General features: G+C 62.2%; 25 protein-coding genes and 1 pseudogene. 12 read left to right on the forward strand and 14 right to left on the reverse strand.

Annotated features, from left to right (window positions below):
- Positions 1 to 37: 37 nt before the first annotated feature.
- The 4 genes from EL493_RS23150 to EL493_RS23165 all read right to left on the reverse strand — a co-directional run bounded on the left by EL493_RS23150 (position 38) and on the right by EL493_RS23165 (position 2,851).
- A complete protein-coding gene (locus EL493_RS23150; protein WP_022565907.1) occupies positions 38 to 907 on the reverse strand; it encodes an alpha/beta fold hydrolase in 870 nt (289 codons plus the stop codon).
- 17 nt (positions 908 to 924) lie between these two features.
- Positions 925 to 1,365, reverse strand: coding sequence for a PaaI family thioesterase (locus tag EL493_RS23155; protein WP_030204326.1), 441 nt, complete (start codon positions 1,363 to 1,365; stop codon positions 925 to 927).
- Positions 1,366 to 1,426: 61 nt separating this feature from the next.
- Positions 1,427 to 2,110 carry a TetR/AcrR family transcriptional regulator gene (locus EL493_RS23160; RefSeq protein ID WP_081723035.1) on the reverse strand — a complete coding sequence of 228 codons (684 nt, stop codon included), beginning with the start codon at positions 2,108 to 2,110 and terminating at the stop codon, positions 1,427 to 1,429.
- Positions 2,111 to 2,206: 96 nt separating this feature from the next.
- A complete protein-coding gene (locus tag EL493_RS23165) occupies positions 2,207 to 2,851 on the reverse strand; it encodes a TetR/AcrR family transcriptional regulator (RefSeq protein ID WP_022565909.1) in 645 nt (214 codons plus the stop codon).
- A gap of 1,002 nt (positions 2,852 to 3,853) precedes the next feature.
- On the opposite strand from EL493_RS23165, the gene EL493_RS23170 reads away from it, so the two are divergent.
- From EL493_RS23170 to EL493_RS23190, 5 genes and pseudogenes are all read left to right on the forward strand, one after another.
- Positions 3,854 to 4,783, forward strand: a complete 930-nt coding sequence (locus EL493_RS23170; protein WP_022565911.1) for a ferritin family protein — start codon at positions 3,854 to 3,856, stop codon at positions 4,781 to 4,783.
- Positions 4,784 to 4,845: 62 nt separating this feature from the next.
- On the forward strand, positions 4,846 to 6,285 hold the full coding sequence (locus EL493_RS23175) for a flavin-containing monooxygenase (RefSeq protein ID WP_378671433.1): 1,440 nt from the start codon (positions 4,846 to 4,848) through the stop codon (positions 6,283 to 6,285).
- 270 nt (positions 6,286 to 6,555) lie between these two features.
- Positions 6,556 to 7,530, forward strand: a pseudogene (locus EL493_RS23180) (IS481 family transposase).
- A gap of 41 nt (positions 7,531 to 7,571) precedes the next feature.
- Positions 7,572 to 7,712 (forward strand): DUF2243 domain-containing protein, encoded by a 141-nt coding sequence (locus EL493_RS23185; RefSeq protein WP_081723039.1) that lies wholly within the window; start codon positions 7,572 to 7,574, stop codon positions 7,710 to 7,712.
- A 10-nt stretch (positions 7,713 to 7,722) separates the two neighbouring features.
- A complete protein-coding gene (locus tag EL493_RS23190) occupies positions 7,723 to 8,514 on the forward strand; it encodes a cytochrome c oxidase assembly protein (RefSeq protein WP_022565914.1) in 792 nt (263 codons plus the stop codon).
- Between the two features lie 183 nt (positions 8,515 to 8,697).
- Here the strand turns inward: EL493_RS23190 and EL493_RS23195 are convergent, their stop codons facing one another.
- Positions 8,698 to 9,219 carry a mycothiol-dependent nitroreductase Rv2466c family protein gene (locus EL493_RS23195; RefSeq protein WP_170211469.1) on the reverse strand — a complete coding sequence of 174 codons (522 nt, stop codon included), beginning with the start codon at positions 9,217 to 9,219 and terminating at the stop codon, positions 8,698 to 8,700.
- Between EL493_RS23195 and EL493_RS23200 the strand changes: the two genes are divergently transcribed.
- The 4 genes from EL493_RS23200 to EL493_RS23215 all read left to right on the forward strand — a co-directional run bounded on the left by EL493_RS23200 (position 9,131) and on the right by EL493_RS23215 (position 12,372).
- Entirely contained in the window at positions 9,131 to 11,290 is a 2,160-nt protein-coding gene (locus EL493_RS23200) for an MMPL family transporter (protein WP_074965658.1), read from the forward strand. The genes EL493_RS23195 and EL493_RS23200 overlap by 89 nt on opposite strands.
- An 83-nt stretch (positions 11,291 to 11,373) precedes the next feature.
- Positions 11,374 to 11,643, forward strand: a complete 270-nt coding sequence (locus EL493_RS23205) for a metal-sensitive transcriptional regulator (protein ID WP_019050215.1) — start codon at positions 11,374 to 11,376, stop codon at positions 11,641 to 11,643.
- Positions 11,644 to 11,691: 48 nt separating this feature from the next.
- Positions 11,692 to 11,931 (forward strand): YgaP-like transmembrane domain, encoded by a 240-nt coding sequence (locus tag EL493_RS23210; protein ID WP_022565916.1) that lies wholly within the window; start codon positions 11,692 to 11,694, stop codon positions 11,929 to 11,931.
- Positions 11,932 to 11,958: 27 nt separating this feature from the next.
- Positions 11,959 to 12,372 carry a DUF302 domain-containing protein gene (locus tag EL493_RS23215; protein ID WP_019050213.1) on the forward strand — a complete coding sequence of 138 codons (414 nt, stop codon included), beginning with the start codon at positions 11,959 to 11,961 and terminating at the stop codon, positions 12,370 to 12,372.
- Positions 12,373 to 13,003: 631 nt separating this feature from the next.
- On the opposite strand, the gene EL493_RS23220 is transcribed toward EL493_RS23215, so the two are convergent.
- From EL493_RS23220 to EL493_RS23240, 5 genes are all read right to left on the reverse strand, one after another.
- On the reverse strand, positions 13,004 to 13,642 hold the full coding sequence (locus tag EL493_RS23220) for a TetR/AcrR family transcriptional regulator (protein WP_019050212.1): 639 nt from the start codon (positions 13,640 to 13,642) through the stop codon (positions 13,004 to 13,006).
- Between the two features lie 198 nt (positions 13,643 to 13,840).
- Positions 13,841 to 14,884 (reverse strand): ferredoxin--NADP reductase, encoded by a 1,044-nt coding sequence (locus EL493_RS23225; RefSeq protein WP_022565917.1) that lies wholly within the window; start codon positions 14,882 to 14,884, stop codon positions 13,841 to 13,843.
- 61 nt (positions 14,885 to 14,945) lie between these two features.
- Positions 14,946 to 15,803 (reverse strand): SDR family NAD(P)-dependent oxidoreductase, encoded by an 858-nt coding sequence (locus EL493_RS23230; protein ID WP_022565918.1) that lies wholly within the window; start codon positions 15,801 to 15,803, stop codon positions 14,946 to 14,948.
- Positions 15,800 to 17,281, reverse strand: coding sequence for a flavin-containing monooxygenase (locus tag EL493_RS23235; protein ID WP_022565919.1), 1,482 nt, complete (start codon positions 17,279 to 17,281; stop codon positions 15,800 to 15,802). Before EL493_RS23235 ends, EL493_RS23230 begins: the two co-directional genes overlap by 4 nt.
- Before the next feature lie 225 nt (positions 17,282 to 17,506).
- On the reverse strand, positions 17,507 to 18,493 hold the full coding sequence (locus tag EL493_RS23240) for an AurF N-oxygenase family protein (protein ID WP_051719633.1): 987 nt from the start codon (positions 18,491 to 18,493) through the stop codon (positions 17,507 to 17,509).
- Positions 18,494 to 18,699: 206 nt separating this feature from the next.
- On the opposite strand from EL493_RS23240, the gene EL493_RS23245 reads away from it, so the two are divergent.
- From EL493_RS23245 to EL493_RS23255, 3 genes are all read left to right on the forward strand, one after another.
- A complete protein-coding gene (locus EL493_RS23245) occupies positions 18,700 to 19,095 on the forward strand; it encodes a DUF4873 domain-containing protein (RefSeq protein ID WP_022565921.1) in 396 nt (131 codons plus the stop codon).
- Positions 19,096 to 19,156: 61 nt separating this feature from the next.
- A complete protein-coding gene (locus EL493_RS23250; RefSeq protein ID WP_022565922.1) occupies positions 19,157 to 20,791 on the forward strand; it encodes an MFS transporter in 1,635 nt (544 codons plus the stop codon).
- A gap of 489 nt (positions 20,792 to 21,280) precedes the next feature.
- Complete coding sequence (locus EL493_RS23255; RefSeq protein WP_022565923.1) at positions 21,281 to 21,643, forward strand: hypothetical protein; 363 nt, start codon at positions 21,281 to 21,283, stop codon at positions 21,641 to 21,643.
- An 855-nt stretch (positions 21,644 to 22,498) separates the two neighbouring features.
- Here the strand turns inward: EL493_RS23255 and EL493_RS33965 are convergent.
- The 4 genes from EL493_RS33965 to EL493_RS23270 all read right to left on the reverse strand — a co-directional run bounded on the left by EL493_RS33965 (position 22,499) and on the right by EL493_RS23270 (position 26,201).
- Positions 22,499 to 23,227 (reverse strand): cytochrome P450 family protein, encoded by a 729-nt coding sequence (locus tag EL493_RS33965; protein WP_198041205.1) that lies wholly within the window; start codon positions 23,225 to 23,227, stop codon positions 22,499 to 22,501.
- Between the two features lie 11 nt (positions 23,228 to 23,238).
- Positions 23,239 to 23,760: a cytochrome P450 family protein gene (locus EL493_RS33250; protein ID WP_198041206.1), complete on the reverse strand. Its 522-nt coding sequence runs from the start codon at positions 23,758 to 23,760 to the stop codon at positions 23,239 to 23,241.
- Complete coding sequence (locus tag EL493_RS23265) at positions 23,757 to 24,287, reverse strand: PaaI family thioesterase (RefSeq protein ID WP_022565926.1); 531 nt, start codon at positions 24,285 to 24,287, stop codon at positions 23,757 to 23,759. Before EL493_RS23265 ends, EL493_RS33250 begins: the two co-directional genes overlap by 4 nt.
- A gap of 282 nt (positions 24,288 to 24,569) precedes the next feature.
- On the reverse strand, positions 24,570 to 26,201 hold the full coding sequence (locus tag EL493_RS23270) for a long-chain fatty acid--CoA ligase (protein ID WP_019050205.1): 1,632 nt from the start codon (positions 26,199 to 26,201) through the stop codon (positions 24,570 to 24,572).
- Positions 26,202 to 26,205 lie beyond the last annotated feature (4 nt).

Genomic DNA, 26,205 nt, shown 5'->3' on the forward strand with positions numbered 1-26,205 from the left:
GCCATGACCAGCATCCAACCGCCGGAAGCGATCGGGCCTATAGGGTGCGTCCGAGGAAGTCGGTGACAACCTGCGTGAATGCGTCATTGTCATCTCCTGCCACCATATGGCCAGTTCCGGAGACATCGGTCGTCTCCGCGTGCGGCACAATTTCCAGGAATTCTGCAACGGTCTCCTGCGATACCAGATCGGACAGGGCACCGCGCACGAGCAGGGTCGGCGCGACGACTCTACCCGCACCCGCGACGAGCAATTCTACAAGTGTGTCGAATTGCTCGGCACCGGCAGACGCGTCCTGTTGCAACGCCTGAAAACGACTCGTGATGAAGGCGGGATCCCATCGCCACACCCATCGACCGTCGGCTCGTTGCCGCAGTACCTTGTAAAGGCCCTCAAGCCGCACCGGTCGTTCGCGGTGCGGGTTGTATGCCGCGATGACGTCGGCAGCGTTTTCGAGGTTCGCGAATCCGTCAGGATGCGCGGACATAAACGAGACGATGCGTCGAGCGCCATCGAACTCCATCCGTGGGGTCACGTCGACCAGCACCACCGCTCCCCACAACTCGGGGGGCGCAAGCAGGTGCGCGGCAAGAACGGTCATCCCGCCCAATGATGCTCCGACGACCGCGGGCGCGTCCTCGGTGCAGAATCGTTCTCGCATTATGAGCAGGTCATCGACAAGGTGCTCGACGTCGTATCGTCCGTCGGGGGCCCAGTCACTGTCGCCGTGCCCACGTGCATCGTATGCAACTACTGTGTAGCCGCGATCGCGCAGGCGGAGCGCTGAGGTGGTCCAGGCGTGACGACTCTGCCCACCTCCATGCAGCAGGATCACAACCTGCTGGTTGGAACCATGGGGATAGTAGTCGGCCGCCAGCGTGATTCCGTCACGAGCCAGTACCTGCATCTCGATAATGCCATCCGTCACGAGCTGCCGCCCCCGTCGCTGACGATCGTAACCGTTCCCTGAGCGGCGCACACTGGCCTGCCGTCGTTGGTGATGTCGATGCGTGCGACGCCCGATCGCCTGGTCAGGGCAATGACATCTGCCGTGGCGATGCATACGCCAGCCGTGACCGGCCGCAGAAGATTGATCTTGAACTCGGTTGTCGCGACCCAGCAGCCGGTCGGGATCACCGGATAAAAGACAACACCCAGGCAATGGTCGACCATGGCTGACAGGCAGCCACCATGCAATGTACGGAAGGGGGTAAGGAGCTCGTCTCGCACCTCCATCTCGGCGATCAACCGACCGGCGCTCAGTTCGGCATGACGAAATCCGAGATAAGCCGAGATGCCGCCCACATCCGTTGCTGCGCCGAGCACCTGCCCAGCAACTCGGGGGTCGAACTGCGGGAATTCCATCGGAGCCTCCTCCGTCTCTGCGTTGACCTGCCCCAAGGTGACACTACTGCCCAAGGTGACACTACTGCAGATTTGTGTCACCTGCATTGCCGATCTGCACGTCGTCGTGACAGCGGTGCCGATCCAATTCGGTAGACGCTGGTACGACGATGGCAGGCAGGAGGCAGCGGCAAAGGTACGCACGGAGGCCAGCAGGGCTGCGTCGTCTCGGACCGCGCACGGTGAGCAGGCTGAGGATCGTCCGCAGGATCCACTCCGCGGCGTCGTCCACTGAGATCCCCGGCTGCAGGTCATCGCGGTGACGGGTGAATACCGGTCGCAGGAACTCGGTGACGAGTTCGAAGAGGGCGACCGATGTGGACTCTGTCAGACCGATTCCAGCGAGGCGATCATCGCTGACGAACAGAGCGGAAATCGACTTCTCTCGGCTGGCGGCGTGAACAGTGGTCTCTACGAAGACCAGCACGGCAGATGCGAGATCAGGCTGTCCGGCGAGTGGCCCGCCAATCCCGTCGAGGTAGCGGCCGGCCGTCCGCAGGACGACGCCCGAGACCACCGATTCACGGTTCGCGAAGTGCCGGTACACCGTGGCCCGAGAGACGCCGGCCTGCCGAGCGATGTCCTCCATCGTCGTCGCCGAGAATCCGACCTCTTCGAAGCAGAACTCTGCGGCATCAAGTAGGGCATCCCGGGTGCTACCCAGGGCCGAGAATCGCGCGCCGCGACGTGCAGATTTCGTCGTCACCACAACAAGTATGCCGCTACTTCGTCGAGGAGCGCATCCCCCTCTGTCCTCTACCGGTGCGCATCTCTGCGGCCGGGCAGCGATACAGATCTGACATTATGTCGCGCTACCGCCAACTGAGTCGTCACGCAGCTGAGGCAGGAGGTGGCGGCGCGCGAATCGGCGCGCACCCTCAGGGGTATCGAGGGATATGCGGGTCGATGGGGTCAGCACGAACGACAGGATCACGCGGACAGTCAGCTCGGAAACCACGTGAAGTTCGACATCCGTGCGGGCAGCATCAACTTCTTGCGCGAGTTGGTCGGCCAGAAAGTTCGACGCGGTCGCGACAAGACCCCCTGCCTCGATCGTGAGAAACGGCAGTAGTGACTCCGGCTCGGTCTCCAACAGCCTGTTGAGCAGGGCGTGCCCCCGTACTGCCTTCAGCGTGAAAACGAATCCTTCGACGATCTTCTCCTCGAGATCCTGATGATTTGACACCTCTGCTTCCAACTCAACGAGGAACCTGGCGAGTTCTCGCAGAATCACCGCCTCGACAATGCGCCCCTTGCTCGGGAAGTGTCGGTACAGCGTCACACGTGCCAGCCGTGCGCGACGAGCGATGTCTTCGATCCGTGTGCGGCTGATCCCGACAACTTCGAATTGCCTTAGCCCGGCGTCGAGGATACGTTCCGAGGTCCCAGACGGCGACGGCGTCCGGATCACCGCGATGGCCTTCAGAAGCAACCTGGTGTAGTTCATCGTCGTGATCGGATCCTTCGAGCCGGGCAACGTCGCCGGGTGTCATGTGGGCAGGGGTCGTTGGTCGACCGTTGAGTATGCACCCAATGAACCTCCGTACGCCATACTTTCAAACCCCTGACGTGGGCATTGAAACGATCATACTAGGTGAGTACCATCGTTCCTGTGGTACGCAACGGGGCGCCCCGGTGCAAGTCCGGGCTGACGACGAACGAATGGATGAGGACCAACACGCGCGGGTCCTCATCGTCGGATGTCGTCGCCTCGGGACTGGCCCTATCGGAGAGGGAGTGCTCTGGCCTTGCAATAGTCATCATTGGAAGCGGTGTCCGAAGTGCGGTGTGGGCGTCGGCGGTCTCGCTTGTGCGCACGCGTTTCGGGGCTGCTTGCTCACTTGGTGGCGCAGTTCACGCTCCCGGTGTCAAGCATTGCGGACCTACACTCCCCTGCGTTCACGCCGCTACGCTCGCGGCTTGTTCACTGCCCGCCCACAGCAGACTGACGTCTGAGCTCTCCGCACGATCTGCCTTTCCCGGTGCCCTCGGTCGTGCGCCGAACGCCCCGACGGTGTCGCTCTCCTGGTGCGCACGACCATGGATGGCGGGCCTGTCGGTGGTCCGCCACGCGATTAGAGGGCTTTCAAATCGCCATCGCGGAGTACCCGAGGCGGGGCCTCTGCCCGTCGATTCATGGCCAGGACGTACGCCTAATCGCAGCTGCGATCGCCTGACACCTCCCCCCTCGCCGGCCTCGACCTCGCTAACGGACGCAAATGGCGCGCACGGGCCCGCGATTTCAGGAGACCCCGCTGCGCCGCGGCCTTCGCCCGGCGCCGGATTACTCACGGCCAGCATGCGCCAGCGACGAGCGTTTTCGTCTACTGGAACGAGTTCCAAGAGTTTTGTCCGACAATGCCACACGTGAGCGGCTACCGCTGCGAAATGCACGGCCTCCGGACACCAGGCCAAGATTTTGTGTCCATATTTGCGAAGGAGTAGAGCGATGTCAATCGATTTGCCGCACACCTTGGAAATCATAAAACAACGCCAATGGGCACTCGGCGACTTCGACTGGGGGGAGCCCGGCGCGGACACGATAACGGCCGAGCAGCTCCCGCAGGTCAAGCAATTCATGTCCGATCTGGTCTGGATCGAGCAGGTCGGCTCGCGCGCCTTCGTCGCGCTCGGCCGTCAAACCAAGGACAGTACGCTAGCTGAGATCTACCGCTACTTCCAGGCCGAGGAACAAAAGCACGCAAACGCCGAGCTGGCCCTCATGCGCCGTTGGGGAATGCTCGATGACGACGAGATCCCAGAACCGAATATCAATATCCGACTAGCCATAGAATGGCTGGACAGCTACGCAGATGATCTGCCGCTGTCCGTACTAGGCTCAGCGATTCCGATGCTCGAGGTGGCACTCGACGGAGCACTGTTGAAGTTCCTACTTGAGGAGATCCAGGATCCCCTGTGCCACAAGGTCTTTCAGCGGATCAATGCCGATGAGTCCCGTCACCTAGCTGTGGATTTCCATGTGCTGGACATGATTGGAGCGGGGCCGATACACCGACTGCTGATCGAAGCCGCCGGCGCCGCGCTGCGCCCATCCCTACTCATCGGCATCCTCACCGGGTTGCCCCTGCTGACCCGTATGCACGACAGCATCATCGCGATGGGACTCGACGAACAGATGCTCTTCGACGCGATTCGGAAGTTCGGCATTATCGGTGACCGGAGCGTCGCCACCCGCCGCAATCCGATCTACCAACTCGTCAAGTACTACGGTGAAATGGTCATGGACCAGTCGCACCCTTATCATCGACTACTCGGCAATGCCCTGTTGACGATCACTGAGCACTACCCTAAACAATGGCTCGGTTCGACTCCTTCCTGGATCAACGAGCTCACTTACCAACCGGTGGCCGCAGCATGATCGACGAGGGGCGGCCGACAGACGATGACCCCGGGCAAACAATTCCCGGTCCCACACGAGTCGTGATCATAGGTGCCGGGTTCTCGGGAATCGGCACCGCGATCCGATTACGGTGCGCGGGGATCGAGGACGTCGTGGTTCTCGAGCGCGCACCTGAGCCCGGCGGTGAGTGGCGCGACAGCGTTCATCCGGACGCATCCTGCGGTCGTCCGTCAGTACTGCGGTCGTTCTGGTTCACACGGGATCCCGCCTGGAGCCATAGGTATACGCCGGGCGTAGACGTCCGTGCCTACATGCGCGGCGTGATCACCCGGCATGGTCTCGATGGACGGATTCGCTACGGGTACAACGTAAACGGACTCGACTTCGACGAGGCTCGAGGGACCTGGCATGTGCGTGTCTCGACCAGCAGTGGCGAGGAGGAGAGCATCACTGCCCGCTCGGTCGTGGTGGCGACTGTGCCGTTCTCGAACGCAAGCAGGCGCGAGATCGTGGGCGCCGACGACTTTCGTGGCCACAAGATAGACGGTACCCGATGGGACGCCGGTATGGATGTAACCGGACTGACGGTGGCAGTCGTCGGTACCGGCACCAATGCAGTCCAGATGATCCCGGAGTTGGTGGACCGAGCCCGCCACGTCACCGTATTTCAGAGTGCACCGCGATGGGTTCTTCCCCACCCGCAGTACGGGACGGCAGGGTGGAGACGTTCGCTATTCGAGAAACTACCGCTGGCCGAGGATCTAGCCCGGAGTGCCCACTTCTGGGCGTACGAGTCTATCGGATACGGTTTGGTTCGAACAACAGGTCTCACCACCGCGCTGGAACAGGTATCTAAAATCCAGTTGAGGCTTCAGGTCAAAGATAGATGGGCGCGACGGCAGCTCGCACCGGACAACCGGGCGTGCCGTCCGCGATTGCTCATCTCAAATGATTTCTTACCGGCTCTAGATCGGGACAACTGCAGACTCCTCACCTTCCCGATCATTCGGCTTACGGAGCACGGAATCCTCACGGTTGATGGCGTCGAGCGCCGCTTCGATACGATCGTTTTCGATGCACCCGGCGAGGCTGGAGTACCATTCCCGGTTCGTGGTTGTGGCGCACGTCTCCTCCAGGAAGAATGGGTCGAAGGAGTTTACGCGTACAAGAGCATACATCTTTCTGGGTATCCCAACCTACATTTCACTTTCGGACCGAACTCCGGTCCGTATTTCTGCACAGCCCTAGCCTATCTGGAGGCGCAGATAGATTACATCGTAGAGTCGGTGCGGACGCTGGAGCGATGGGGGCTCCGATATATTGATGTACGAAAGTCAGCGCAGGACCGATTCAACGCGGTTGTTCAACGGCACTTGGCTCGCACGACTTGGAACTCTGGATGCGTTACTTGGCCTGTCGGGGAAGATGGTTTTAATCCCGCGGCTTTCCCGGGCTTGGCTCGACAATTCCGTAGCCAAATGACTCAGTTCGCCCTATCCGACTACCACGCTGTGCCCTAGGAGCTGCGGTCAGGTTCAGTTGCTGAGTCGTCGCGGTCTGATACTGCGGCACCGACATTCAGGAATCGATAGTGGATGTCGATGCGGCGTTCCATCGATCACCGTTCGCCGATATTGGTGGGGTCGGGCCGCTGGGATCTTCCTCGGACTAGGTGTGATGTCCAGGGAGGTTGTCCCGCTCCCCGCGGGTAAGTCGATGTGACAGGCGAAGGCCCCCGGTAGTGAAGTGGAGCTGTCTAGGAACCGCTTCACCACAACCCGGAGGCCTTCGTGTCCCACGCTAACGCAGCCCTGACTCCACGAGCACGACTACGCCTGGCCCAACTGATCGTCGACCGCGGCTGGACATACACAGCAGCAGGCAAGCTGTTCATGGTGTCTGCGCGGACGGCCGGGAAATGGGCCGACCGCTACCGCGTCGAAGGCCCGACCGGGATGGTCGACCGCAGCTCACGACCAACCACACAACCGAACAAAACACCACCACACCTGGTGCGACGCATCGTGGCATTGCGTTGGCGGCACCGGTTGGGTCCGATCTAGATCGCGGGCCGACTCGCGATGCCGGCCTCGACCGTGCACGCAGTACTGGTTCGCTGCCGAATCAACCGTTTGTCGCGCATCGACCGTGTCACCGGTGAACCGCTGCGCCGCTACGAACATGCCCACCCCGGCTCGATGATCCACGTCGATGTCACCAAGTTCGCCAACATCCCCGACGCCGGCGGGCACCGTTACCTGCACCGCGCCCAGAGCAAGCGAACCGGGGAACGCGGCGCCGCTTACCGGCCCGTCATCGGCACGGCTTACGTCCATACCGTCATCGATGATCACTCCCGCCTGGCCTACGCCGAGATCTGCACCGACGAGAAGGCGGTCACCGCGATCGGGGTACTGCAACGCGCGGTCACCTGGTACGCCGAGCGGGGTGTCACCGTCGAGAAAGTATTGTCCGACAACGGATCAGCCTATAAATCACATGCCTGGCGTGATGCCTGCACCGAGCTCGGGATCAGGCATAAACGGACCCGTCCCTACCGGCCGCAGACCAACGGCAAGATCGAGCGATTCCACCGCACTCTGGGAGAGGGCTGGGCTTATGCCCGGCTCTACGATTCGACCGAACAACGCAACACAGCACTACCGGGCTGGTTGCACTTCTACAATCACCATCGAGCCCACTCCGCGATCGGAGGTCGGCCACCGGTCACCCGACTGACCAACCTCCCTGGACATCACAACTAGGCGGGTTCGAGCTCTATGACGGCACCGTTCAGCACAAGCTGATGCGGTTGCACCAGATCCGCTATGAGGTCGACATCGTACCCTACGACTGGGCGTGGAATGTCATCGCCGTGCTGCTGCTCGTGGTGGGCGTACTGCTGTTGGGTGTAGCACGTCGCCGCGGTGCGGCGGCGCCACGATAGCGGCCGGGCCGTGCACGAACATCACAGTCCCGACGTATCGGGTGAGTATCTGACCGGGATCGTCGTTGTGCTCGTACTCGCCGCCGTCGGTGCATATCTGGCGGCAGTGTGGCGGCTACGGGCCCGCGGTGACCACTGGTCGTGGTGGCCGGCAGCCGCGGCTCTGAGCTGCGGTGTGCTGCTGATCGTTGCGGCGCTCGCGCCGCTGCCGGGCGAACCGTTCGCCACGCACATGGTGGTGGGAATGGTGGCGCCGCTGGCGCTGGTGCTGGCTCGCCCGATCACGCTCGCGCTCCGCGCGTTGGGCAAACCGGCCAGGGCCAGGTTGCTCGGGATCGTGCGGTCTAGGGTCGTCGCGGTGCTGATGTTCCCGCCGGTGGCGGCGGTGCTCGATATCGGCGGATTATGGCTGCTCTACCGCACCGGCATGTTCGCGGCCGTGCATGACCGGATGGGCCTGCATGCGGTGGTGTTCGTACACGTCTTCGCCTCGGGGGTGCTGTTTTCCGCGGCGGTGACCCAGCTCGAGCCGGTACGGCACCGGTACTCGCTGCTGCTGCGGGCGGCGACGCTGGTCGCGGCTGCCGCGGGGCATGCGATCTGGCCAAGACCTTGTATGCCTCCGGACCGGCGGGAACATCGTTCGCTGTCGGCGATGTGCAGCTCGGCGCCCAGATCATGTATTACGGCGGTGACGTTGTCGAACTCGCGCTCGCCGCGGTCCTGGCCGGCCAGTGGTACCTCGCGACCGGGCGCGCTCAACGCCATGTACTACGGCGACAACAACAATGGCAGCCGGTGACGTCGCACTGACGCCGATGTCCTCATTTTCTTCGGGGACGCCACCACGGTGTGCCCGCCTGCACGCGCGGGTGGCCAGGGCACCACTGTTCGGGTTCGACTCCGGCCCGGACACGGTCGATGTGGGCGCAGCACCCCGACCAGGTGGTCTTGGCGCAGGTCTGGCATCGCACGGGGGAGCACATCAGCGGCCCGCCTCGGTGGTGGTCTCGATTTTCGGGGGACCTTGGTAGGGGCGGTGCAGGGCGGCGAACCCCGGGGTGGTGGCTGCGGTGACCATCGCCTCGAGCAGGACCGGGCCCTGCTCGGCGGCAGGGGTTTCGGTCAGGACGGGTCCCTGGAAACCGTGGCCGTCGATGACGATGATCGGACTGCCGCCGGTGCCTCCGAGGGCATTCTGGCTGGCCTGGTGTGAGCGGGTGACGGCGCTGTCGAGACCGGGGTCGTCCAGGTACTGGGCCAGTGCCGGGTCCATGTCGGCGTCGGACAGTGATTCGGCGAGCGCGGTGGGCCCGAGGTCGTTGCCGTGCGTGTGCAGCCGGTTTCCGGCGGTGTCGTAGAGTCGCGCGAACGCCTCGGGCCCGCCGGTTGCGGTGGCTGCGGCGAAGACCCTCCCGATGACCGAAACGAAGCTCGATACCGCCTCGGCGAAACCACCCGGCACGACCTCCGGGCCAGGACTGCTGGGCCGGTGGGGCGCGTTCATGGCCGGGCGCACCCGGGCAGTGATCGGGATATGGCTGCTGGTGCTGATCGCACTGGGCGCCGCCGCGCCGAGTGTGTTCACCTCCCTGGCCGGGGCCGGGTGGCAAGCCAACGGCTCGGAATCGGTCCGCGCCCGTGAACTCGCCCAGCAGCACTTCGGTGGTAACTCCTCGGCCGCGGTGCAGGTGGTGATCCATTCCGACACCGCCACCATCGGTGCCCCGGCGATGGCACGGGTGGTCGAGCAGGCCACGGCGGTCTTCGCCGGGGACGAGCGGATCGGGCAGGTGATCGCCCCGCAACCGGGGTTCACGATCAGCCCTGACAGACACACCGGCATCGTGATCGCGGGCGCCAATGCCTCCACCGATGACATGGTCAAAGCCGTCGACGAGCACAAAGACTCGTTGACCGCGCTGTCCAAAGACGGCATCGAGGTGTATCCGACCGGGGCGTCGGCGTTGTGGAGCGATTTCAATGTCGCCAACCACGACGCGATGATCCAGGCCGAGATGCTGTCGTGGCCGGTCACCCTGGCGATCATGGTGCTGGCGTTCGGATCGCTGGTCGCGGCCGGGCTGCCGCTGTTGCTGACCCTCGCGGGCTTGGTGGCCTCCGCGGGTGGGTTGGTGCTGCTGAACCAGATCACTCCGATCTCGGTGTGGGCGATGAACTTCGCCATGATGTTCGCCCTGGCCCTGGGCATCGACTACGCGCTGTTCCTGGTCGCGCGCTTCCGCGACGCGCTGGCCCGCACCGGCGATCCCCGCGCCGCGGTCGCCGAAACCATGGACACCGCAGGCAAAGCCGTCCTGCTCTCAGGGCTGACGGTGCTGGTGAGCTTGTCGGCGGTGCTGATCGTGCCCGCTCCCGCCGTGCGGACCATGGCGGTCAGGATCATGCTCGCGGTGGTGTTCGTCCTCGCCGCGACCCTGACCCTGCTGCCCGCCGTCCTCGGCGCGCTAGGCACCAAGATCAACGCCGCCGCGCTGCCCTACACGCGCCGCCAGCAGCACCGCTCGCCGGTGTTCGCGCGCTGGGCCCAGATCCTGCACAAGCATCCGTGGCCGTTCGCCGCGGTGGCACTGGCCATCCTGATCGGGCTGGCCGCGCCGGTGTTCGGGCTCAAGACCGCGATGCCCTCGATCGCGGTCGTGCCCACCGACGCGCCGGTGCGCCAGGGCTATGAACTGATCGCCGAGCAGATGGGGTCCGGCGCTCCGGGCATGCTCTCGATCATCAGCCCGACCGCCGACGCGGCGGCCAGCGAGACCATCGCGCGCGCCAGCGACGGCATCGTCATGCTCACCCCGCCCCAGCCCGCCGCCGACGGCGCTGATGTGGTGATGATGCAGGCCATGCCCGCAGTCGATCCCTCGGCACCACAGATGGCCGAAATCCTGGACCGGTTGCGCGCCGACCTGCCCGCCGACGCGGTGGTCGGTGGCGCGGCGGCGGAAAACCTCGACCTGAAACAAGCCCTCGACGACTACCTGCCGATCGTGGTGGCCATCATCTTGGTGCTCGGGTTCGTGTTGTTGCTGATCGCGTTGCAGGCCCCGCTGATCGCGGCCTTGGGAACCCTGGTCAGCTTGCTCTCGACCGCGGCCGCGTTCGGGGTGGCCAAGCTGATCTTCCAGGACGGGCACGGCGCCGAGCTGCTGGGCTTCACCCCGCAGGGGTTCCTGGACGGGTGGGGGCCGGTGTTCTTCTTCGCGATGATCTTCGCCATCGCGATGGACTACACGGTGTTCTTGCTGGCCACCGCCAAGGAACACTACGAACGCTCTGGCGACCCGCACGCCGCGCACCTGGACGGGCTCGCGCATTCGGGGCGGGTCATCTTCGCCGCCGCGGCGGTGATGGTGGCGGTGTTCTTCACCTTCGCCCTGGCCGACCCGCTGCCCCCGAAGGAGATGGGCATCATCCTGGGTGTCGCGGTCCTGCTCGACGCACTGCTGGTGCGGCTGGTGCTGCTGCCGGTGATCCTGCGCCTGACCGGGCACGCTGCCTGGTGGAGCCCGGCGTGGCTGACCCGGGTGCTTCCCACCATCAGCTTCGCTCACCACTGAACCACCGGCCAACCCACTTCCTCGGATCCCCCGCTCAATACCCCACGGGGTATATTGGGGAGGATCCGAGAAGGGAAACATCGATGAACGCCAACGACGAGGCGATGACGCAAGTCCTCAACAGACTGCGCCGCGCCCAGGGCCAACTCACCGGGGTGATCGCCATGATCGAGGACGGGCGCGACTGCAAGGACGTGGTCACCCAACTCGCCGCGGTCTCCAAAGCGCTCGACCGCGCCGGATTCAAGATCGTCGCCACCGGCCTGCGCGAATGCCTCACCGAAACCCCCGACGGTGAGGCCGCGCCCATGAGCATCGACGAACTGGAAAAGCTCTTTCTCGCCCTAGCCTGACCCCACACAGCGCGGGGTCGGGTACGCACACTGGAAGGACTCCCGCCGATGGCATTGCCACCGCGACCGCACGGATGGACCATCACCCGCCTCGTCCCGGCCCTGGCCGGGACGCTGGTCCTGCTCAGCGTATTGCTGAGTGTGACCCTGTCTCCGTGGTGGCTGATCCTGGCCGCCCTGGTCGGGGCGAACTTGCTGCTCTACAGCGCGGCGGGCTGGTGCCCGGCCACCCTGGTGATGCGCCGATTCGGTCTGACCGACACGACCTGCCCAACCCCTACCGCCTGACCGCTCTCCTCGGATCGGAGCACACGAATGGACCTGGCCCTGTCGACCACGCTGCACACCACCTTCGACGACGCGCTCGAACGCACCCGAGACGCGTTGGCCGAGCAAGGATTCGGCATCCTCACCGAGATCGACATGCAAGCCACCCTCGGCCACGACATGGAGGACTACCGCATCCTCGGCGCCTGCAACCCACCCCTGGCCCACCGAGCGGTCGAGATCAACCGCCAGATCGGGCTGCTGCTGCCCTGCAATGTCGTGGTCCGTCGCGACCGGACCGACACCGACACCGACACCGACACCGACACCATCATCGTCGAAGCGATGAACCCTCAGTTCATGGTCGCAGTCACCGGTCAGCCCGCACTCGATCCGGTCGCCGAGGATGCCACCACCCGCCTGCGCGCAGCCCTGGCTGCGCTGGGGGCCACGGGGATTTGACATGACGCCCACCGTCCCGGTCTATCCCGGTCACTGCGCCAGACTGCCGCGCCTTCCCAACGAGCCGATCGTCCCTACGGCCCTGAGCCGATTATCGACGACCCGAATAACCTTGGCACGCCGCTCGGTGAGACCACCCACCACATCTCACTCCGGCCTTCGCCAAGCCTAGGATTTCCGACCGACCCGCCGAGCAAGCGCGCCGGTTCGAGACCTCGGACTCCGAGTGCACCGGTGGTGACTGGTTGCAGAGCGGGACCGATGGCGTCCTTGCCGGTGCCCGGCCCGGTGGGATGCGTATCGCACTCACATGTAGCACCGGTGCATCAGCCACTGGCACTGAAGCAATTGAATATCAAGGAAATGATAGAATGATTGCCAACGCGAGGTGGTATGACGTGAGCAATGGGGCTGGATACATTGCAGCGCAGCTTCCTTCCAGAACCCTCATCAGCAATTACAGTAGCTATAGCCCGAAATCCCTTCTAATCTGCAGCAGACCCCGCACCCCAGCGCGGTCCTGAACCTGCTCGTCGGCCGTGCTGGGCCTGGCAAGTAAAGGCAAAGCGACCGAGATGGTACGCCTGGAATGTAGGCCTTTGATCAGACTTCGTTGTCTTGCGAAATCCGCCTAGAGCAGTCCAATATTCTCGGTGTGCAGCGTCGCAGTCGGATCGATTCGGATTCCCCGGGCTCGTGACGACGCATCGATAATTCCCCAAATGATAGCGCTGAGATGATCCCGGAAGGCCGAGCGGGACATCGCGGATGGGTCGGCTTGCGAGTCAATCCACCAATCGGTTGCGGAGAGGCTGGCCCCTATGATTGACTGCACGACCAAATCTATGCCGGTGCTGTCCGCGCCAACGTTCTCCAACACGGCGGCGAAATGGCCAGCAATGAAACCGGCGAGCTCGCGTGCATCCTCCAGGGCCTGATCGGATTCTGATGAGCTCTCGCTAAAATGACTCCGCACGAGATATTTGAAAACGTTGCGGTGCTCGTCGACCAATTGCGTATATTGCTCGACGAGCTGATTCATCACTTTACCGATCGGCTCGGATCCGAAGTCGACCGCATCGAGAATGTTGGTCCACATGAGGTCCTTCGCCCGCTCCACCACAGCGGCACGGAGGCCCTGTTTGTCGTTGAAGTGGCGATACAGCTTAGGTTTTGTTGCGCCTGCTTCCCGGGCGATATCGTCCATGCTGGCCTCGGGGCCATATTTAGCGAAGGCTTGGTACGCGGCATCGACCAGCTCCGCGCGCACTACGGCCCGATGCTCTTCCCAACGGCTTGATCGTGCGTCAACTCGCCGAACCACCGAGCTACCGACCTCCAACATTTTCCGTCGCGCGCCTGCCACGATGCCGATCCTACGCTACGGGCTACACGGATGGACAAGTACACGAGGTCGGCAGCCCGTTAACGCCTGGATTCTGGCGATGCCACCGCTGGTTGTGGACGGTTAGCCGAATGTCACAATGACGGTATCGGTGATCGGTAGAGACTGGCAAGCCAGGCGGTCGCCCTCCTCGATGTCGTCCTCGTCGAGTACGTCGTTCACTCTCATCTGTATGTCACCATCTATGACCTTGCATACGCACGCGCCGCATCCGCCTTCGCGGCACGAGTACGGCGGCGAAAAGCCCTCGTTCAGCAGGACTTCGACGAGCGTAAGATCCTTGGGCCATTGAAGCTCGGCACGGTCACCATCCAGGTAGACCACGAGACGTGCCTGCTCCGTGGTCATCGACTGCTTGACGCCAATTTCGGTGTCGAACGGATCGGAACGAAGAGATTGGAAAATTTCTCGATGGAGATTGCCATGCGGGATGCCGACATGATGCGCTACGTCGCCCACTAGGTCCATGAAAGCCGCTGGACCGCACACGAAGTACATTCGATTCTTATATGCGCTGCAGAGTTCTGAGAGAGTTTCTCGGTCCGGGAGTCCTCGCTCGCTCTCCAGCCACTCTATGAGAATGAGCCGTTCCGGAAACTGTTTCGCCATATAGCGAAGGTCTTCGCCAAAAATTACGCTCTCTGCGTCCTGGTTCGCATAGAAAAGCACAAGATGGCCATCACCCTCGAGCAGAGCTGACTTGATAATTGAGATGATTGGCGTGATGCCGCTGCCAGCTGCTAGCAGTACCATATCCGAATTCAGATCCTGCGGCGTGAAGTGTCCGCTAGGCGGTAGCACGGACACGATAGTGCCAGTGGTGATATTGTCGCACAGCCAGTTGGATCCATACCCACCCGCTGTGCGTTTTACTGTTACGGCCAGCTCGTCCTCGGTGTGCGGAGAACTCGACAGCGAGTAGCAACGGGCTGCAGGTTCCCTCTCGCCACTCCCAGGAATGCGCAACGTAAGGAACTGTCCCGGAGTGTACGAGAATGTTGCCCATTGATGCTCCGGGACGTCAAACCATATCGAGACGGCATCCTGCGTCTCCTGCACCACGCGGGACACAGTGAGCTCACATGGCATATTTTTCTTCGAGAACATTCCATCTCCCTCGATGCTGGACAGTCACTCTAGGACGTCCGTATGGCCCGGCGGTCCGGCATCAAATGTTGTAATTCACCAGACCGTATCGGCGACCTATCGCGAATCCGAGGCGGGCCAGAGGCGCGTTGAGGTCCTGGTACCGTGGCCCTACCGCCCGCGTAATAAAATCGAAGCCGAGGGCGTCAGGCCCGATGAGAACGCGCGGCTTATTGCGACGCACGCCCTTCATGATTGAATCCGCAGCGCCTTCGGGTGTCGTGAGAGCAATCCGATCGAATCCGGCAACAATCTTCTTTTGATCGCCCATTGTGCCGACGCCCCGAGCATCCCGCACGATATTGGTCCGGACGCCACCGGGATGAACGCAGGTTACACCTACGGGCAAGCGGTTAATTCGCATCTCTTGACGCAGCGCTTCGGTGAAACCTCGGACAGCGAATTTGGACGCGTTGTACGCGCTCTGGCTGGGTATGGCCATCAGCCCGAAAACGCTCGAAACATTGACAACGTGGCCGTCACCTGAATCAATCAGATCCGGAAGAAATAGTTTTGTTCCGTTAACCACACCCCAGAAATTGATGCCCATCAACCATTCGAAGTCGATCCATTCCATGTCCACTACATCGGCGCCTAGCGCAACGCCCGCGTTATTGACGACCATGCTGATCGATCCGAATTCCGCCAGGACGCGGTTCCGGTAATCCTGGAATGCGTGACGATTGGCTACATCGAGCTCATAGGGTCGGCATTCTGCACCAAGCGAACTGCAAACAGCGGCGGTCTCCTGTGCGCGTTCCGCGTCGATATCAGCGATCGCGAGCCGGGCGCCGTCGCCAGCGAGCCGAATTGCGACGGCGCGGCCGATGCCCGAACCGCCCCCCGTTACCGAGACCACCCGGTCTCTGAAGTATTTCATTTCGGAAGGTTCCCCTTTTCGAGCGCCTTCGAGAGGTCGGCGGTGTATTGTGTACCGGCCAAGTCGCCGATAAATCCGAAATCCGCCGGCGCCAGTTTGCGAGTGCGCCGCCAGTATTGCCATGTGAAGCCCGGCCAAACAGTTCGGTTGACACCCTGTGCGTCGAGGTACCAACTTGTACACCCGCCGCTACTCCAGACTCCCTTGACCAGCTTGGCCTGAATTTCGGAGTTGAATTTCCGCTGGACCGGCTCGCGTACTTCTAGCGCAGCTGCGCCACGTTTGTTGACAAGATCGATCGCCGAGATAATGTATCTGATCTGGCATTCAATCATAAAGACTACGGAGTTATGGCCCAGCCCCGTGTTGGGGCCGAGTAGGAAGAAGAGATTGGGGAATCCGGCGGTGGTGATGCCGAGGTGCGTCTGGATCCCTTCGTCCGACCAAACCGTTGCGAGTTCCCTGCCGGACGAGCCCTTGAGGCGAAGGCTTTCAAACCCGTCGGTCACATGGAATCCGGTCGCGTAGATGATCACATCCGCTGGACGCTTCTCGCCGTTCCGTGACACGATCGCGTCCTCGGTTATCTCAGAGATACCTTCGGTGATGACGGTTGTGGTTGGTCGATTCAGTGCTGGATAGTAGTCACTCGAGCCGAGAATCCGCTTACATCCGATGCGATAGCTAGGCGTGAGTTTACCGCGCAACACGGGATCATCGATTCCCTGTGCGATGTTCCACTTGGCAATGCTCTCAAGTGGGCGCATGAGGTTGAGGTGGCCATTGAGGCCCATTGACAACGATTCTGCTGACCAGTAGACAGCCGCCCGCACTGCCTTCGCAAGAATCGGCATCCTGGTGAATGCCGCCCGGATAGATTCCGGAATCTTGACATTCTTCCTTGGTAGTACCCATGCTGGCGTCCGCTGGTATACGTGCAGTTCAGCGGCTTCCTTGGCAATCTCGGGAATGAACTGAATCGCACTGGCTCCGGTGCCGATCACGGCGACCTTCTTGCCCGCCAATGAGCAATCATGATCCCACTGCGCCGAATGAAAGACCGTGCCGTTGAAGTTCTTCTGCCCGTCAATTGTAGGGATGCTCGGTATGTGTAGCGCTCCGACTCCTGAGACTAGGAACTGGGCGATGTACTCGTGGCCGTCGGATGTGACCAGATGCCAGGCGGAATCATCGGGATCCCAATGTCCGGATTGCAGTGTCCGACCAAAATGAGTGTACCGATACAGATCGTACTTGCGTGCTAGCCCGGTGAGATAGTTCTGGATCTCGCCCTGCCCTGCCCAGAGCCGACTCCAGTCCGGTTTGGGTTCGAAGGAGTACGAGTACATATGCGAAGGAACGTCACATGCGCAGCCCGGATACGTGTTGTCGCGCCATGTTCCGCCGATCTCGGTCTCTTTCTCGATAATTAGGAAATCATCTATTCCCGCTCTCAGCAACTGTATTGCCATCCCCATTCCCGAAAATCCGCTTCCGACGATGAGGACTTGCGCCCGGTGGACTGTGATTCGCGCTCCGTCACCTCCCGAGCCATTGGACTTTTGTGCATACTTGGCAGATCGACTTTTGCTCATCGGTTTCCTCTGGCCGGTGCGGCTCGCCCAGTGCTAGCCGCAAATTCATGTGTCGTGCGAAATTCCTCGCCACGTCCGTGCGCTTGTGTTTTCGCCGGACTGGGCTGCTCACCGCTGGGCGATATCCTCGGGGAGGCTCCTGGACAGACGCCACAGGAACATTGTGATGCGCCCTTCGATCATGCCGGCCTCGTCAAAGAACCGGATCATCGGCTCGGACATGAACTGCAAATTCTCCCGGTAGTGTGGACCGGACTGGCACGCCAAGAACCCACGTAGTGGATGCACGCCGACGACACGATACAGCTTCGGGTTAATCAAGATCGGATAAGCCAAGTTTGCGACGACCGCGAGCACGCCGCGATGCCATGCTCTCGAGACTCGCCCCCGTACGCGCATGCCATCGACAAGTTCGGTTCGCGCGAACGTGATGTGGCGTGCCTCCTCGAGTACATGGATCTTCATCAACTGCCGGACCTGTGGCTGTAGACGCTCGTCATTCATCGCCTCGCGCTGGGCCCTATCGAGGATCTCCTCGATCAACAGCGTCGCACCCTGAATGGACGGCCCCAGCGGGATGAAGTGCAGGATCTTCGCCATCGAAAGGAACCCGCGCGGGAGCTTGTAGGGCGGGATGCCCGTTTTGGCAATCAAGCGCGCGAACATCATGGAGTGGCGGCTCTCGTCGCCAACTTCGGCGAGTGCGTACAGCGACTTGTTGTCGACGAGGTCCCCTGTGGTGTTCTGCCGTAGCAACGCCATGCTCAGCAGATTCTCAGCGTAGATTCCGAAGCTGAGAATGCTCACGAGTTCATGCTTGCCCAGCTCAACTTTCTGTGCGTCCGAGAGCCGGTCCCAGATCTCGGTGCCGAAGAGCGACACCCGGTGTTCGGGCAGCCATGCCTTATCCGGCCACCATGGACTATCCCAGTCGATGTCAACCTCGGCGTCATAGGACTTCTCGGCAGAGGTCTTGAGCAGTCGCCCGGCCGATCGTTGAAGATCGGTGCGTCGGCGTCCACTCACGCGGGCCATGCCGTCAGTGGTAACGGCTATCGGCCCGGCGCTGTGGCTTCGTACTTCGCTTGATGTCATTTGTCCATCTCTCGACTCGGCCGATGGCACGGCATCGGCGTATCTGGCACGGTGTGCCACCCCGTCGGAATGCTTGGACTCCCGCCCAAAGTTACCCGAACGATGGGTAGCGGATACTCGGGGTATGAGGTAACTTTGACTGCGGCAGACCGGATTGTCAAGCGGTCAACGCCCTCGGATTCCGACGTCGGCCCACCACACCGGCAGTGCTGGTGTGGTGGATCCCGTTGCAGGCGTCGGCTGGCGATCACGCGAAGGAAGCCACAGTGAATTCTCATAGTCCGCACGATGACTCCGACTACATCGGGTCCGCGACGGTGATCATGGCAAGCACGGAAGTCGAGGTACAGGTCGAGCTGCGCGGCTTCTTCCAACCCATCGATGGCCGCTTCTGCTGGTACGGGCGGGTTGGACAGAGTGACATTCTCGACGAGTTTCTGCAGGGTCGTCGACGTTCGGTAGTGGTCCGGACTTCTGCCGGCGAAGCTGCCGGAACCATCGGTGATCGAGACTTCTGGGGTCGCTATCGGATTCAAGGCCGCGGTCGCCCGCCATACCCCACGCCGTCATCACTAGACGAAGTCGAGGCGACGCCGAGTTGAACTACGGACCGCGAAGACGGACGGCGACAACCAGCCGCTTGCGAATGGAACCGGAACCGACATGATCCGCTATGGACACCTGCTCGACGCCCGAAGATCCGCAGCCTGGACCATGATTGTCACCTGCGGCGCAGTGGCTCTCGTTGTCGCGGCTATGGCAGCGCTCTATACCGCGCTCCCCGCTATAGCCTTGGACACGGGCGCGGATCAAAACGCGCTTACCTGGATAGTCGACGGCTATACGCTGGTGCTTGCTTGCCTCGTGTTGCCAGGGGGAGCGATCGGCGACAGATATGGCCGTCGACGTGTTCTGACGGCAGGCTTGGCCGTATTCGCGGTCGCTTCTCTGGTGCCCGTGCTGGTCGACGCCCCGATATGGCTCATGCTCTCCAGGGCTGTAGCGGGAGCCGGAGCCGCCTTTGTCATGCCTGCGACTCTCTCGCTGCTGACCGCAAACTTACCGGTGGACAAACGGGAGTACGCGGTCGGGGTGTGGGCAGGTGTCGCCGGTTCCGGCGGAGTAATCGGTATGGTCGGATCCGGTCTGCTCCTCACACGTTGGTCATGGCACTCGATTTTCGTCGGCCTGACCGTCGTCGCACTGCTGCTGTTGGTGCTTGGTCTCACCGTCCCTGATTCACAAGACACCGAATGCCCGCGGCTGGAGGTTCGCGGCATGTTCTTGGTGGTACTGGCGATCGGGACGACGGTATTCGCGGTCATGGAGGCTCCGACGCGTGGTTGGACCGATGGCTGGGTCTTCGCCATGGGAGCGACCGGCGCAATGAGTGTCGTGGCCTTCATCGTCACTGAACTCCGTGTCGAGCACCCCTTGCTTGATGTACGGCTGTTCCGCCGCCGAGGTTTCTCGAGCGGTGCGTTGTCGATAACCATTCAATTCCTCGTGACTTTCGGTGTGATGTTCCTGCTGGTGCAGCATTTCCAGCTCATCTTGGGGTTCACGCCCCTGCACTCGGCCTTGGCGCTTGCCCCGATGGTTGCTCCCCTCATCGTGATGTCTCTCGTCTCACCGATGATCGCCGCGTGGCTGGGGCTCCGGGTGACGACCACGACCGGGCTACTTACCATCGCAGTCGGCTTGTTGGCCCTCCAGCGCCTCGACACCGGTTCGTCTTACCTCGATGCGCTCTGGCCGCTGCTGATCATGAGCGCTGGCCTGGGCATGTCGGCCGCTCCCGCCACCAACGCGATCATGCTCGACACGCCCTTGGAGAAACACGGGGTATCAGCTGCGGTCAACGACGCAACTCGAGAGATCGGCGCCGCAGTCGGTGTCGCCGTCGCCGGCAGCATCCTGTCGGCGAACTACACGTCGAAGATCGCGGAGGTGTTACCCCGCCTTCCTGAGCCTGCTCGCGACCCGGTGCGGAGTTCGCTGGCTGGTGCACTCGAAGTCGCTGAGCGCGCGGGGGCTGCGGGAGAGCCCCTCGCCGAGTATGCGAAAGCCGCCTTCTGGGATGGAGTGGAACACTCCGCGTTCGCGCTGGCCGTGATCAGCCTCGCAGGCGCGCTGATACTCATCCCGCTCTCTCCTGGACGCACAGTCGACGAAGGCCACAAAGTCAGTTGCGTTCGCCGGGGCCGTCGAAATCGTCTGCGACGCCTCCGGCTTACGCGTGGTGCGCGGAGGAAGCGGTTGGAGTCAATGCCTACCATTGAACCGGCGCAACGGTAAGCCGAACGCACTTTCCGGATCCGTTCACACTTGCGGACCGCTTCAGGGCGTCAGCAGAACAGCCAGTCGGGAGCGAACTTTGGTGATGAACTCTCGTCGCCGACGTGCTCGGGTGGTCGGCTAATGGCACATGCCCGATCTGAGTGACTGCCCGGTTGTCGTGGTGTCCGGCCCGAGAGTGCGCCCCGTTCCTGGTCTAGCCGGTTGGAGCCTGAGCCGTTCGGGGCTCCTGCAGGATTGGGTGACAGCCCTACTCCGGAGGTGTGGCCAGCGGGGAGCCAGTAGGATTCCAGGTCGCTGATCGGTGGCACATCTGGGAGAACGTCGGTGACGCCCTCGAACACGCTATCGCACCGCCGACACTGCCTGACCGCCGCGGCGGGCTGCCTCGATGACGCCCCCGCAACTACCCGATATCGCCGAGGTCTCCGCAGGCTTGCATCGTGGTCCGGTCGAGCCAGGTCTGCGCCAAGACAGGGTCGCGATCCGATGCCAGCAGCGTTTCGCCGAGGTCCAGGAATCATCTACGAGTTCAAGCCCTATCTCCTCAGCGGTGGAATAAGGGATGCACCCGACGCCGCCCTGCTGTTTGACGCGATCACCGCCTGCGGCTATCGAAGTCAGCCGAACCTCGTCCGCGCCTATCAGGCCTTCCTCGATGCCGCTCACATCATCGGGCCCCCAATTATGACCGAACCTGCTCGCATAGACCCAAATGGCCAGTGGCGCTTCGACATGACTCTACCGCCAGCCCGGATTCGACGCACCCGCTGGTCACGTTCGTTTGCCGCGATCATCAAGGAGCTGTGTGAGAGGCGACGCCACCTTCGGCGAATCCTTCTGAGCGGCTGAGCAACCCACACAGTCGAATTACGAAATAGTGCCAGATCCCTGATTCGGCCGGAATTGAACCTGGCATCGATGGAAGTGAGCGGCCCGCGGAAGTAGTCCGCGACTGCCCACGCGATCGCCAGTTTGCGGTACGTGGCAAAGAGTGGTTTACTCAGGGATTTCTCGTAAACCTAGCGGTGGAACTTGTTGTGGGCCTGTTCCATTTCGGCAGTCCGACACCGGGCGCCTGGCGGTGCGGGATGAAGAGGCCGTTCCCTGGTAGCCGCCGTCGGCGATGACCATAGCGGTGCGGCAGGCGTCGGGCCGGATTCCGTCCAGGCCTGCGGTGCAACGGACGTCCGATCACGACGACGACTTCGTTATCGGGCGTCGCTGGCGACCAGATGGTGGGTCGAGTACCAGTGGTTCCTACTCGGTGCGGCAATGTGCGGTCGCAGGTCGGACCAGATGCTGACCACCGTAAGCGCCACACCATGCGGGATCGGACCGGGGTCGCAGCGCCAACGTAATACCAGGTCGTCGATCACCGGGCTTTGGCCGGCTTCCATTCCGAATACCGCCGCGGGTTGACGCATCGTCAGATGCGTCCGCAGTACCTGGCCACCAGCAACACCCGGCCCTCGAAACACAACTCCCGATGTCGGCCCCGCAACGACCGGTCGGTGCCCTCGTGCGGAAGCCGTGTGGTCGGGCGAGCGAACATGCGTGGCCACAGCCCGGAGATCAACTCCATCATCGAATAAGCCGCCGAGTGGCTACCCCCAGAACAATACTCACTGCTAGTCGAACGAATTATGGACAGCCGTTAGGAGGCGCTCATCGGCAAAGCCGCCAGGGGCCTTGTTGTTTGCCGGATCAACTCTGTCCGATGAACCAACGACTTATGCGGTGACCACCTTCAAGGTCGAAAGTCCGCGAAAAGACAGCCCGGTGCGCCAGCGGGGCTGCTCGACCAGCCGAAGATCGGGAAATCGGGACGCCAGGAGCGGGAACAATATTGCCCCTTCGAGCCGTGCAAGCGGTGCGCCGAGGCAGAAATGGATGCCGGCCCCGAACGACAATGGCGGGACCCCGGTTCGGGTGATGTCGAGACTGTCGGGGTCGTCGAACCGATCCGGGTCTCTGTTGGCTGCCCCCAAGCAGGATCAGTACGACCTGACCGGGATGTAAATCAACTCCCGCCAGTCGCGTCGGCTGGAGCACCGTACGCCCGTTGGTCTGGACGGGGGACTCATAGCGCAATAGTTCTTCGACTGCGTTGCTCGCCAACTCTGGCCTGGCACGAAGTTCGCGCATTTGGTCAGGGTGGGCGAGCAGCGCGGCGACGCCGTTGCCGATCAGGTTCGTGGTGGTCTCGAACCCTGCCGCAAACAAAAGAATCGCGGTGCCGACGCATTCGTCGTCGTCTAGGATGTCGTCGCCATTCGCGACGGCGAGCCGGCTCAGTAGGTCATCGGTAGGGCGGGCGCGTTTGACCGCCAACAGGTCAGCGAAATATGCGGCAAGTTGGTCTTCGGCGTCGCAGGCTGCTGTCAAGGCTGCGATATCGGCACCGGGTTCGAGCGAGGCCAGCAGGGCCCGCACCAGTGGGGCTGCTACCGCTCTATCAGTGCTGCTACCGCTCTATCAGTAAAGGGCACCCCGAGTAGATCTCCAATCACATTCACGGGCAGCGGGAGCGCCAGATCGTTGATGATGTCGACGGAGACCCGTGCTTCCATGACATTGAGCAAGTGATTGACCTGTGTGACGATGCGGCCGCGCAACTCGTCGATGTGCCTCGGGGTGAACACGTCGGCGACCAACCGACGCAGCCGGTGGTGGTCAGGAGGGTTGCGGAACAGCATGGTGCGTCGGAACCGGTGCATGGCCTGATGGTGCAGCTCTTCAGGAATGTCGGACAAGCCGAAGCCCAGCGACTCGTCGGCCTTGCCGAGGCTGCGGTCGCGGAGCGCCGCCGCGCAATCGTCGTAGCGGCTCAATACCAGCACGCCCGATCGTGTAACCAACACTGGTTGCGTCTGGCGCAGCCGCCGGAACGCCTCGTAAGGTCCGGCCGAGCCGTGATCGGTTAGCAAGGCATCCAGGAGCAGTGCTCGCTCGCTCGGTACAGTCATGCCTGTCTCCTTGCACTCACCGGCGACTGCAAGAAATGTTTGACATCGACCACAATGAACAGTGCTGTGGCCGTGACAACCAAATGTCCCCCTGCATCCTCGATTCTGGCCCCGAGATGTAATTTCCGGCCATCTCGAGACCGTAGTTCGGCGTGCAGGGCGTAGGGAGTGTCGAGCTGAACCGGAGCAAGATAGTCGAGGTCGAGATGGCGCGTCACGGCGAGTTCGCCGACGGTGTATAGCAGGAAACCGAATAGGTCGTCGACTACTGTCGCCACAGCGCCCCCGTGCACTATTCCGGGCGCTCCTACATGACGTCGATCGAATCGGTGGTGAGCGACCACGCCGCCTGCGCAGCGCTGGGCCGTCAGAAAATGCCCATGCGGGTTGGCCGGTCCACAACCGAGACAGTTGGGATGGTGGGGAGGCAACTCAGTCGATCGAGGTTCCAAAAGTCGGAACGAACGCACCCATTCCTCCAAGTCAGGATCGGACGACCTGCCGCCCGTGTCCGATAGATTGCTCATGGTCAGCCTTCCTGTCGATGAAGCCGCACCCAACACCGATCTCGAGCGTGACCACTATGCAAATACATATCGCGCACGCCAGAGGGGGTGCGCAGCCGGTGGCCCCATTCCACCACCACCGGCGCGAAACGTGCCGTGCACTGGGAGGTGACTCCCATCTTCATTTGCAGCCTTTCGCCGATGTCGACGTGCACGGTAATGTCGCCGGTGTCGCGAAAGCTTCGCACTATGGGTATCAATGTCCTGTTCCGTCCTACTCAGGACCAGGCATGGAGATAATTCCTAAATCTCGACGACGGTCAGCTCGCCGTTCGCATGCAGGGTGCGCAACCGCTTCTTATCGAACTTGCCGACCGAGGTCTTGGGCACCTCTGCGGTGAAGCTCCAGCGCTCAGGCAGCCACCACGTGGCGACCTTGCCGTCGAGGAAGTCACGCAGTTGGGCAGGTGTTACTTGCCGCCCGTCGCGTACGACGATCACAGCGAGGGGGCGTTCCTGCCACTTCTCATCCGGGACCCCGATTACTGATGCCTCGAGCACGTCGGGGTGACCGGCGAGCAGAAGTTCGAGCTCGACCGAGGAGATCCACTCCCCGCCGGACTTGATCACGTCCTTGGTGCGGTCGGTCAGCGTGACAAAGCTGCGTTCGTCGATCCGGCCGACATCGCCGGTGCGCAACCAGCCGTCCTGGAACTTATCCCCGCCATCCTCTTCGCCGATGTACGAGCCGGTAATCCAAGGTCCGCGCACTTGCAACTCACCGACGGCTTCGCCGTCGTGCGGGAGCTCATTGCCTCCGTCGTCGACGATCCTCAGCTCGACTCCTGCAACCGGACGACCTTGGGTCGCTCGCAGACGCCACCGCTCCTGGGCGTCGAGCGACGCCGGCGGCCGCGCGACAGCCGCTAGTGGCGAGGTCTCGGTCATTCCCCACGCCTGTACAACCTGTACGTTGTACCTCTCTTCGAAGGCCTTCATCAGATGAACGGGTACAGCTGAGCCACCGCAAGCGACCAGGCCTAGAGACGAGATGTCGTAGCTGGGGTGGGAATCCAGGAAGTCCAAGACGTCGTTCCAGATGGTCGGGACTGCCCCGGCGATGGTTGCCTTGTGGACGTCGATCAGCCGCACGAGCGGCTCGGCTTGTAGGAACCGGTCAGGCATGAGCAAGTCGGCACCCGCCATGAGTGCGGCGTAGACCAGCCCCCAGGCGTTCGCGTGGAACATCGGGACGATGGGGAGGATTCGGTCATCGCTGCTCACGCTCAGTCCGTCGGCGGCGCAGGCCGCCATCGAGTGGAGGTAAGTCGACCGGTGGCTATAGGCGACACCTTTGGGGTCGCCGGTGGTGCCAGAGGTGTAACAGGCCGCGGCCGCAGACTGCTCGTCGAGGTCTGGCCAGTCGAACGTCTCGGGCTGGGCGGAGATGAACTCCTCGTAATCAACGACTGTCAGTCCCTCACGGTGCAGCGGGGTAAGGTCCACATCTCCGGTGACAACGATGGTATGCACGCTAGTGAGCTGCAGCAACACTGAGGCCATCATGGGTACTAGGCTTCCATCGACAATCACGACTTGGTCCTGAGCGTGGTTACCGATGTAAACAAGCTGATCGGAGGCGAGCCGTAGATTCAGGGTATGCAGCACCGCTCCCATCGAGGGCACTGCGCAGTAGGCCTCCACGTGCTCCTGGTTGTTCCACATGAGGGTCGCGACGCGCTCATCGCCTGTGATCCCGCAAGCCCGCAATGCGTTGGCCAACTGAGCGGACCTCCGTCCGATTTCGGAGAACGTAGCAACCTTCACGCTTCCGTCAAGTTGCAAAGTCCGCACGGTCGCCGAGCCGTGCACACTCGAGCCGTGGCGCAGAATCGCCGCGGTCGTCAACGGGACGTTCATCATCGTGCTCTGCATAGCA

Origin of the sequence: Nocardia asteroides (assembly GCF_900637185.1) — a bacterium.
Classification (GTDB): Bacteria; Actinomycetota; Actinomycetes; order Mycobacteriales; family Mycobacteriaceae; genus Nocardia; species Nocardia asteroides.

What these genes read in the sequence shown, in the direction of transcription:
- EL493_RS23215 (WP_019050213.1), top strand. Translation starts at nt 11,959, where the DNA reads ATGGACCTGGCCCTGTCGACCACGCTGCACACCACCTTCGACGACGCG.
- EL493_RS23230 (WP_022565918.1), bottom strand. Translation starts at nt 15,803, where the DNA reads ATGAAATACTTCAGAGACCGGGTGGTCTCGGTAACGGGGGGCGGTTCG.
- EL493_RS23270 (WP_019050205.1), bottom strand. Translation starts at nt 26,201, where the DNA reads ATGCAGAGCACGATGATGAACGTCCCGTTGACGACCGCGGCGATTCTG.
- EL493_RS23170 (WP_022565911.1), top strand. Translation starts at nt 3,854, where the DNA reads ATGTCAATCGATTTGCCGCACACCTTGGAAATCATAAAACAACGCCAA.
- EL493_RS23225 (WP_022565917.1), bottom strand. Translation starts at nt 14,884, where the DNA reads ATGTTCTCGAAGAAAAATATGCCATGTGAGCTCACTGTGTCCCGCGTG.
- EL493_RS23185 (WP_081723039.1), top strand. Translation starts at nt 7,572, where the DNA reads ATGCGGTTGCACCAGATCCGCTATGAGGTCGACATCGTACCCTACGAC.
- EL493_RS33250 (WP_198041206.1), bottom strand. Translation starts at nt 23,760, where the DNA reads ATGACTGTACCGAGCGAGCGAGCACTGCTCCTGGATGCCTTGCTAACC.
- EL493_RS23255 (WP_022565923.1), top strand. Translation starts at nt 21,281, where the DNA reads ATGCCAGCAGCGTTTCGCCGAGGTCCAGGAATCATCTACGAGTTCAAG.
- EL493_RS23195 (WP_170211469.1), bottom strand. Translation starts at nt 9,219, where the DNA reads ATGAACGCGCCCCACCGGCCCAGCAGTCCTGGCCCGGAGGTCGTGCCG.
- EL493_RS23200 (WP_074965658.1), top strand. Translation starts at nt 9,131, where the DNA reads ATGACCGAAACGAAGCTCGATACCGCCTCGGCGAAACCACCCGGCACG.
- EL493_RS23205 (WP_019050215.1), top strand. Translation starts at nt 11,374, where the DNA reads ATGAACGCCAACGACGAGGCGATGACGCAAGTCCTCAACAGACTGCGC.
- EL493_RS23235 (WP_022565919.1), bottom strand. Translation starts at nt 17,281, where the DNA reads ATGGGGATGGCAATACAGTTGCTGAGAGCGGGAATAGATGATTTCCTA.
- EL493_RS23150 (WP_022565907.1), bottom strand. Translation starts at nt 907, where the DNA reads ATGCAGGTACTGGCTCGTGACGGAATCACGCTGGCGGCCGACTACTAT.
- EL493_RS23210 (WP_022565916.1), top strand. Translation starts at nt 11,692, where the DNA reads ATGGCATTGCCACCGCGACCGCACGGATGGACCATCACCCGCCTCGTC.
- EL493_RS23240 (WP_051719633.1), bottom strand. Translation starts at nt 18,493, where the DNA reads ATGACATCAAGCGAAGTACGAAGCCACAGCGCCGGGCCGATAGCCGTT.
- EL493_RS23165 (WP_022565909.1), bottom strand. Translation starts at nt 2,851, where the DNA reads ATGAACTACACCAGGTTGCTTCTGAAGGCCATCGCGGTGATCCGGACG.
- EL493_RS23155 (WP_030204326.1), bottom strand. Translation starts at nt 1,365, where the DNA reads ATGGAATTCCCGCAGTTCGACCCCCGAGTTGCTGGGCAGGTGCTCGGC.
- EL493_RS23250 (WP_022565922.1), top strand. Translation starts at nt 19,157, where the DNA reads ATGATCCGCTATGGACACCTGCTCGACGCCCGAAGATCCGCAGCCTGG.
- EL493_RS23265 (WP_022565926.1), bottom strand. Translation starts at nt 24,287, where the DNA reads ATGAGCAATCTATCGGACACGGGCGGCAGGTCGTCCGATCCTGACTTG.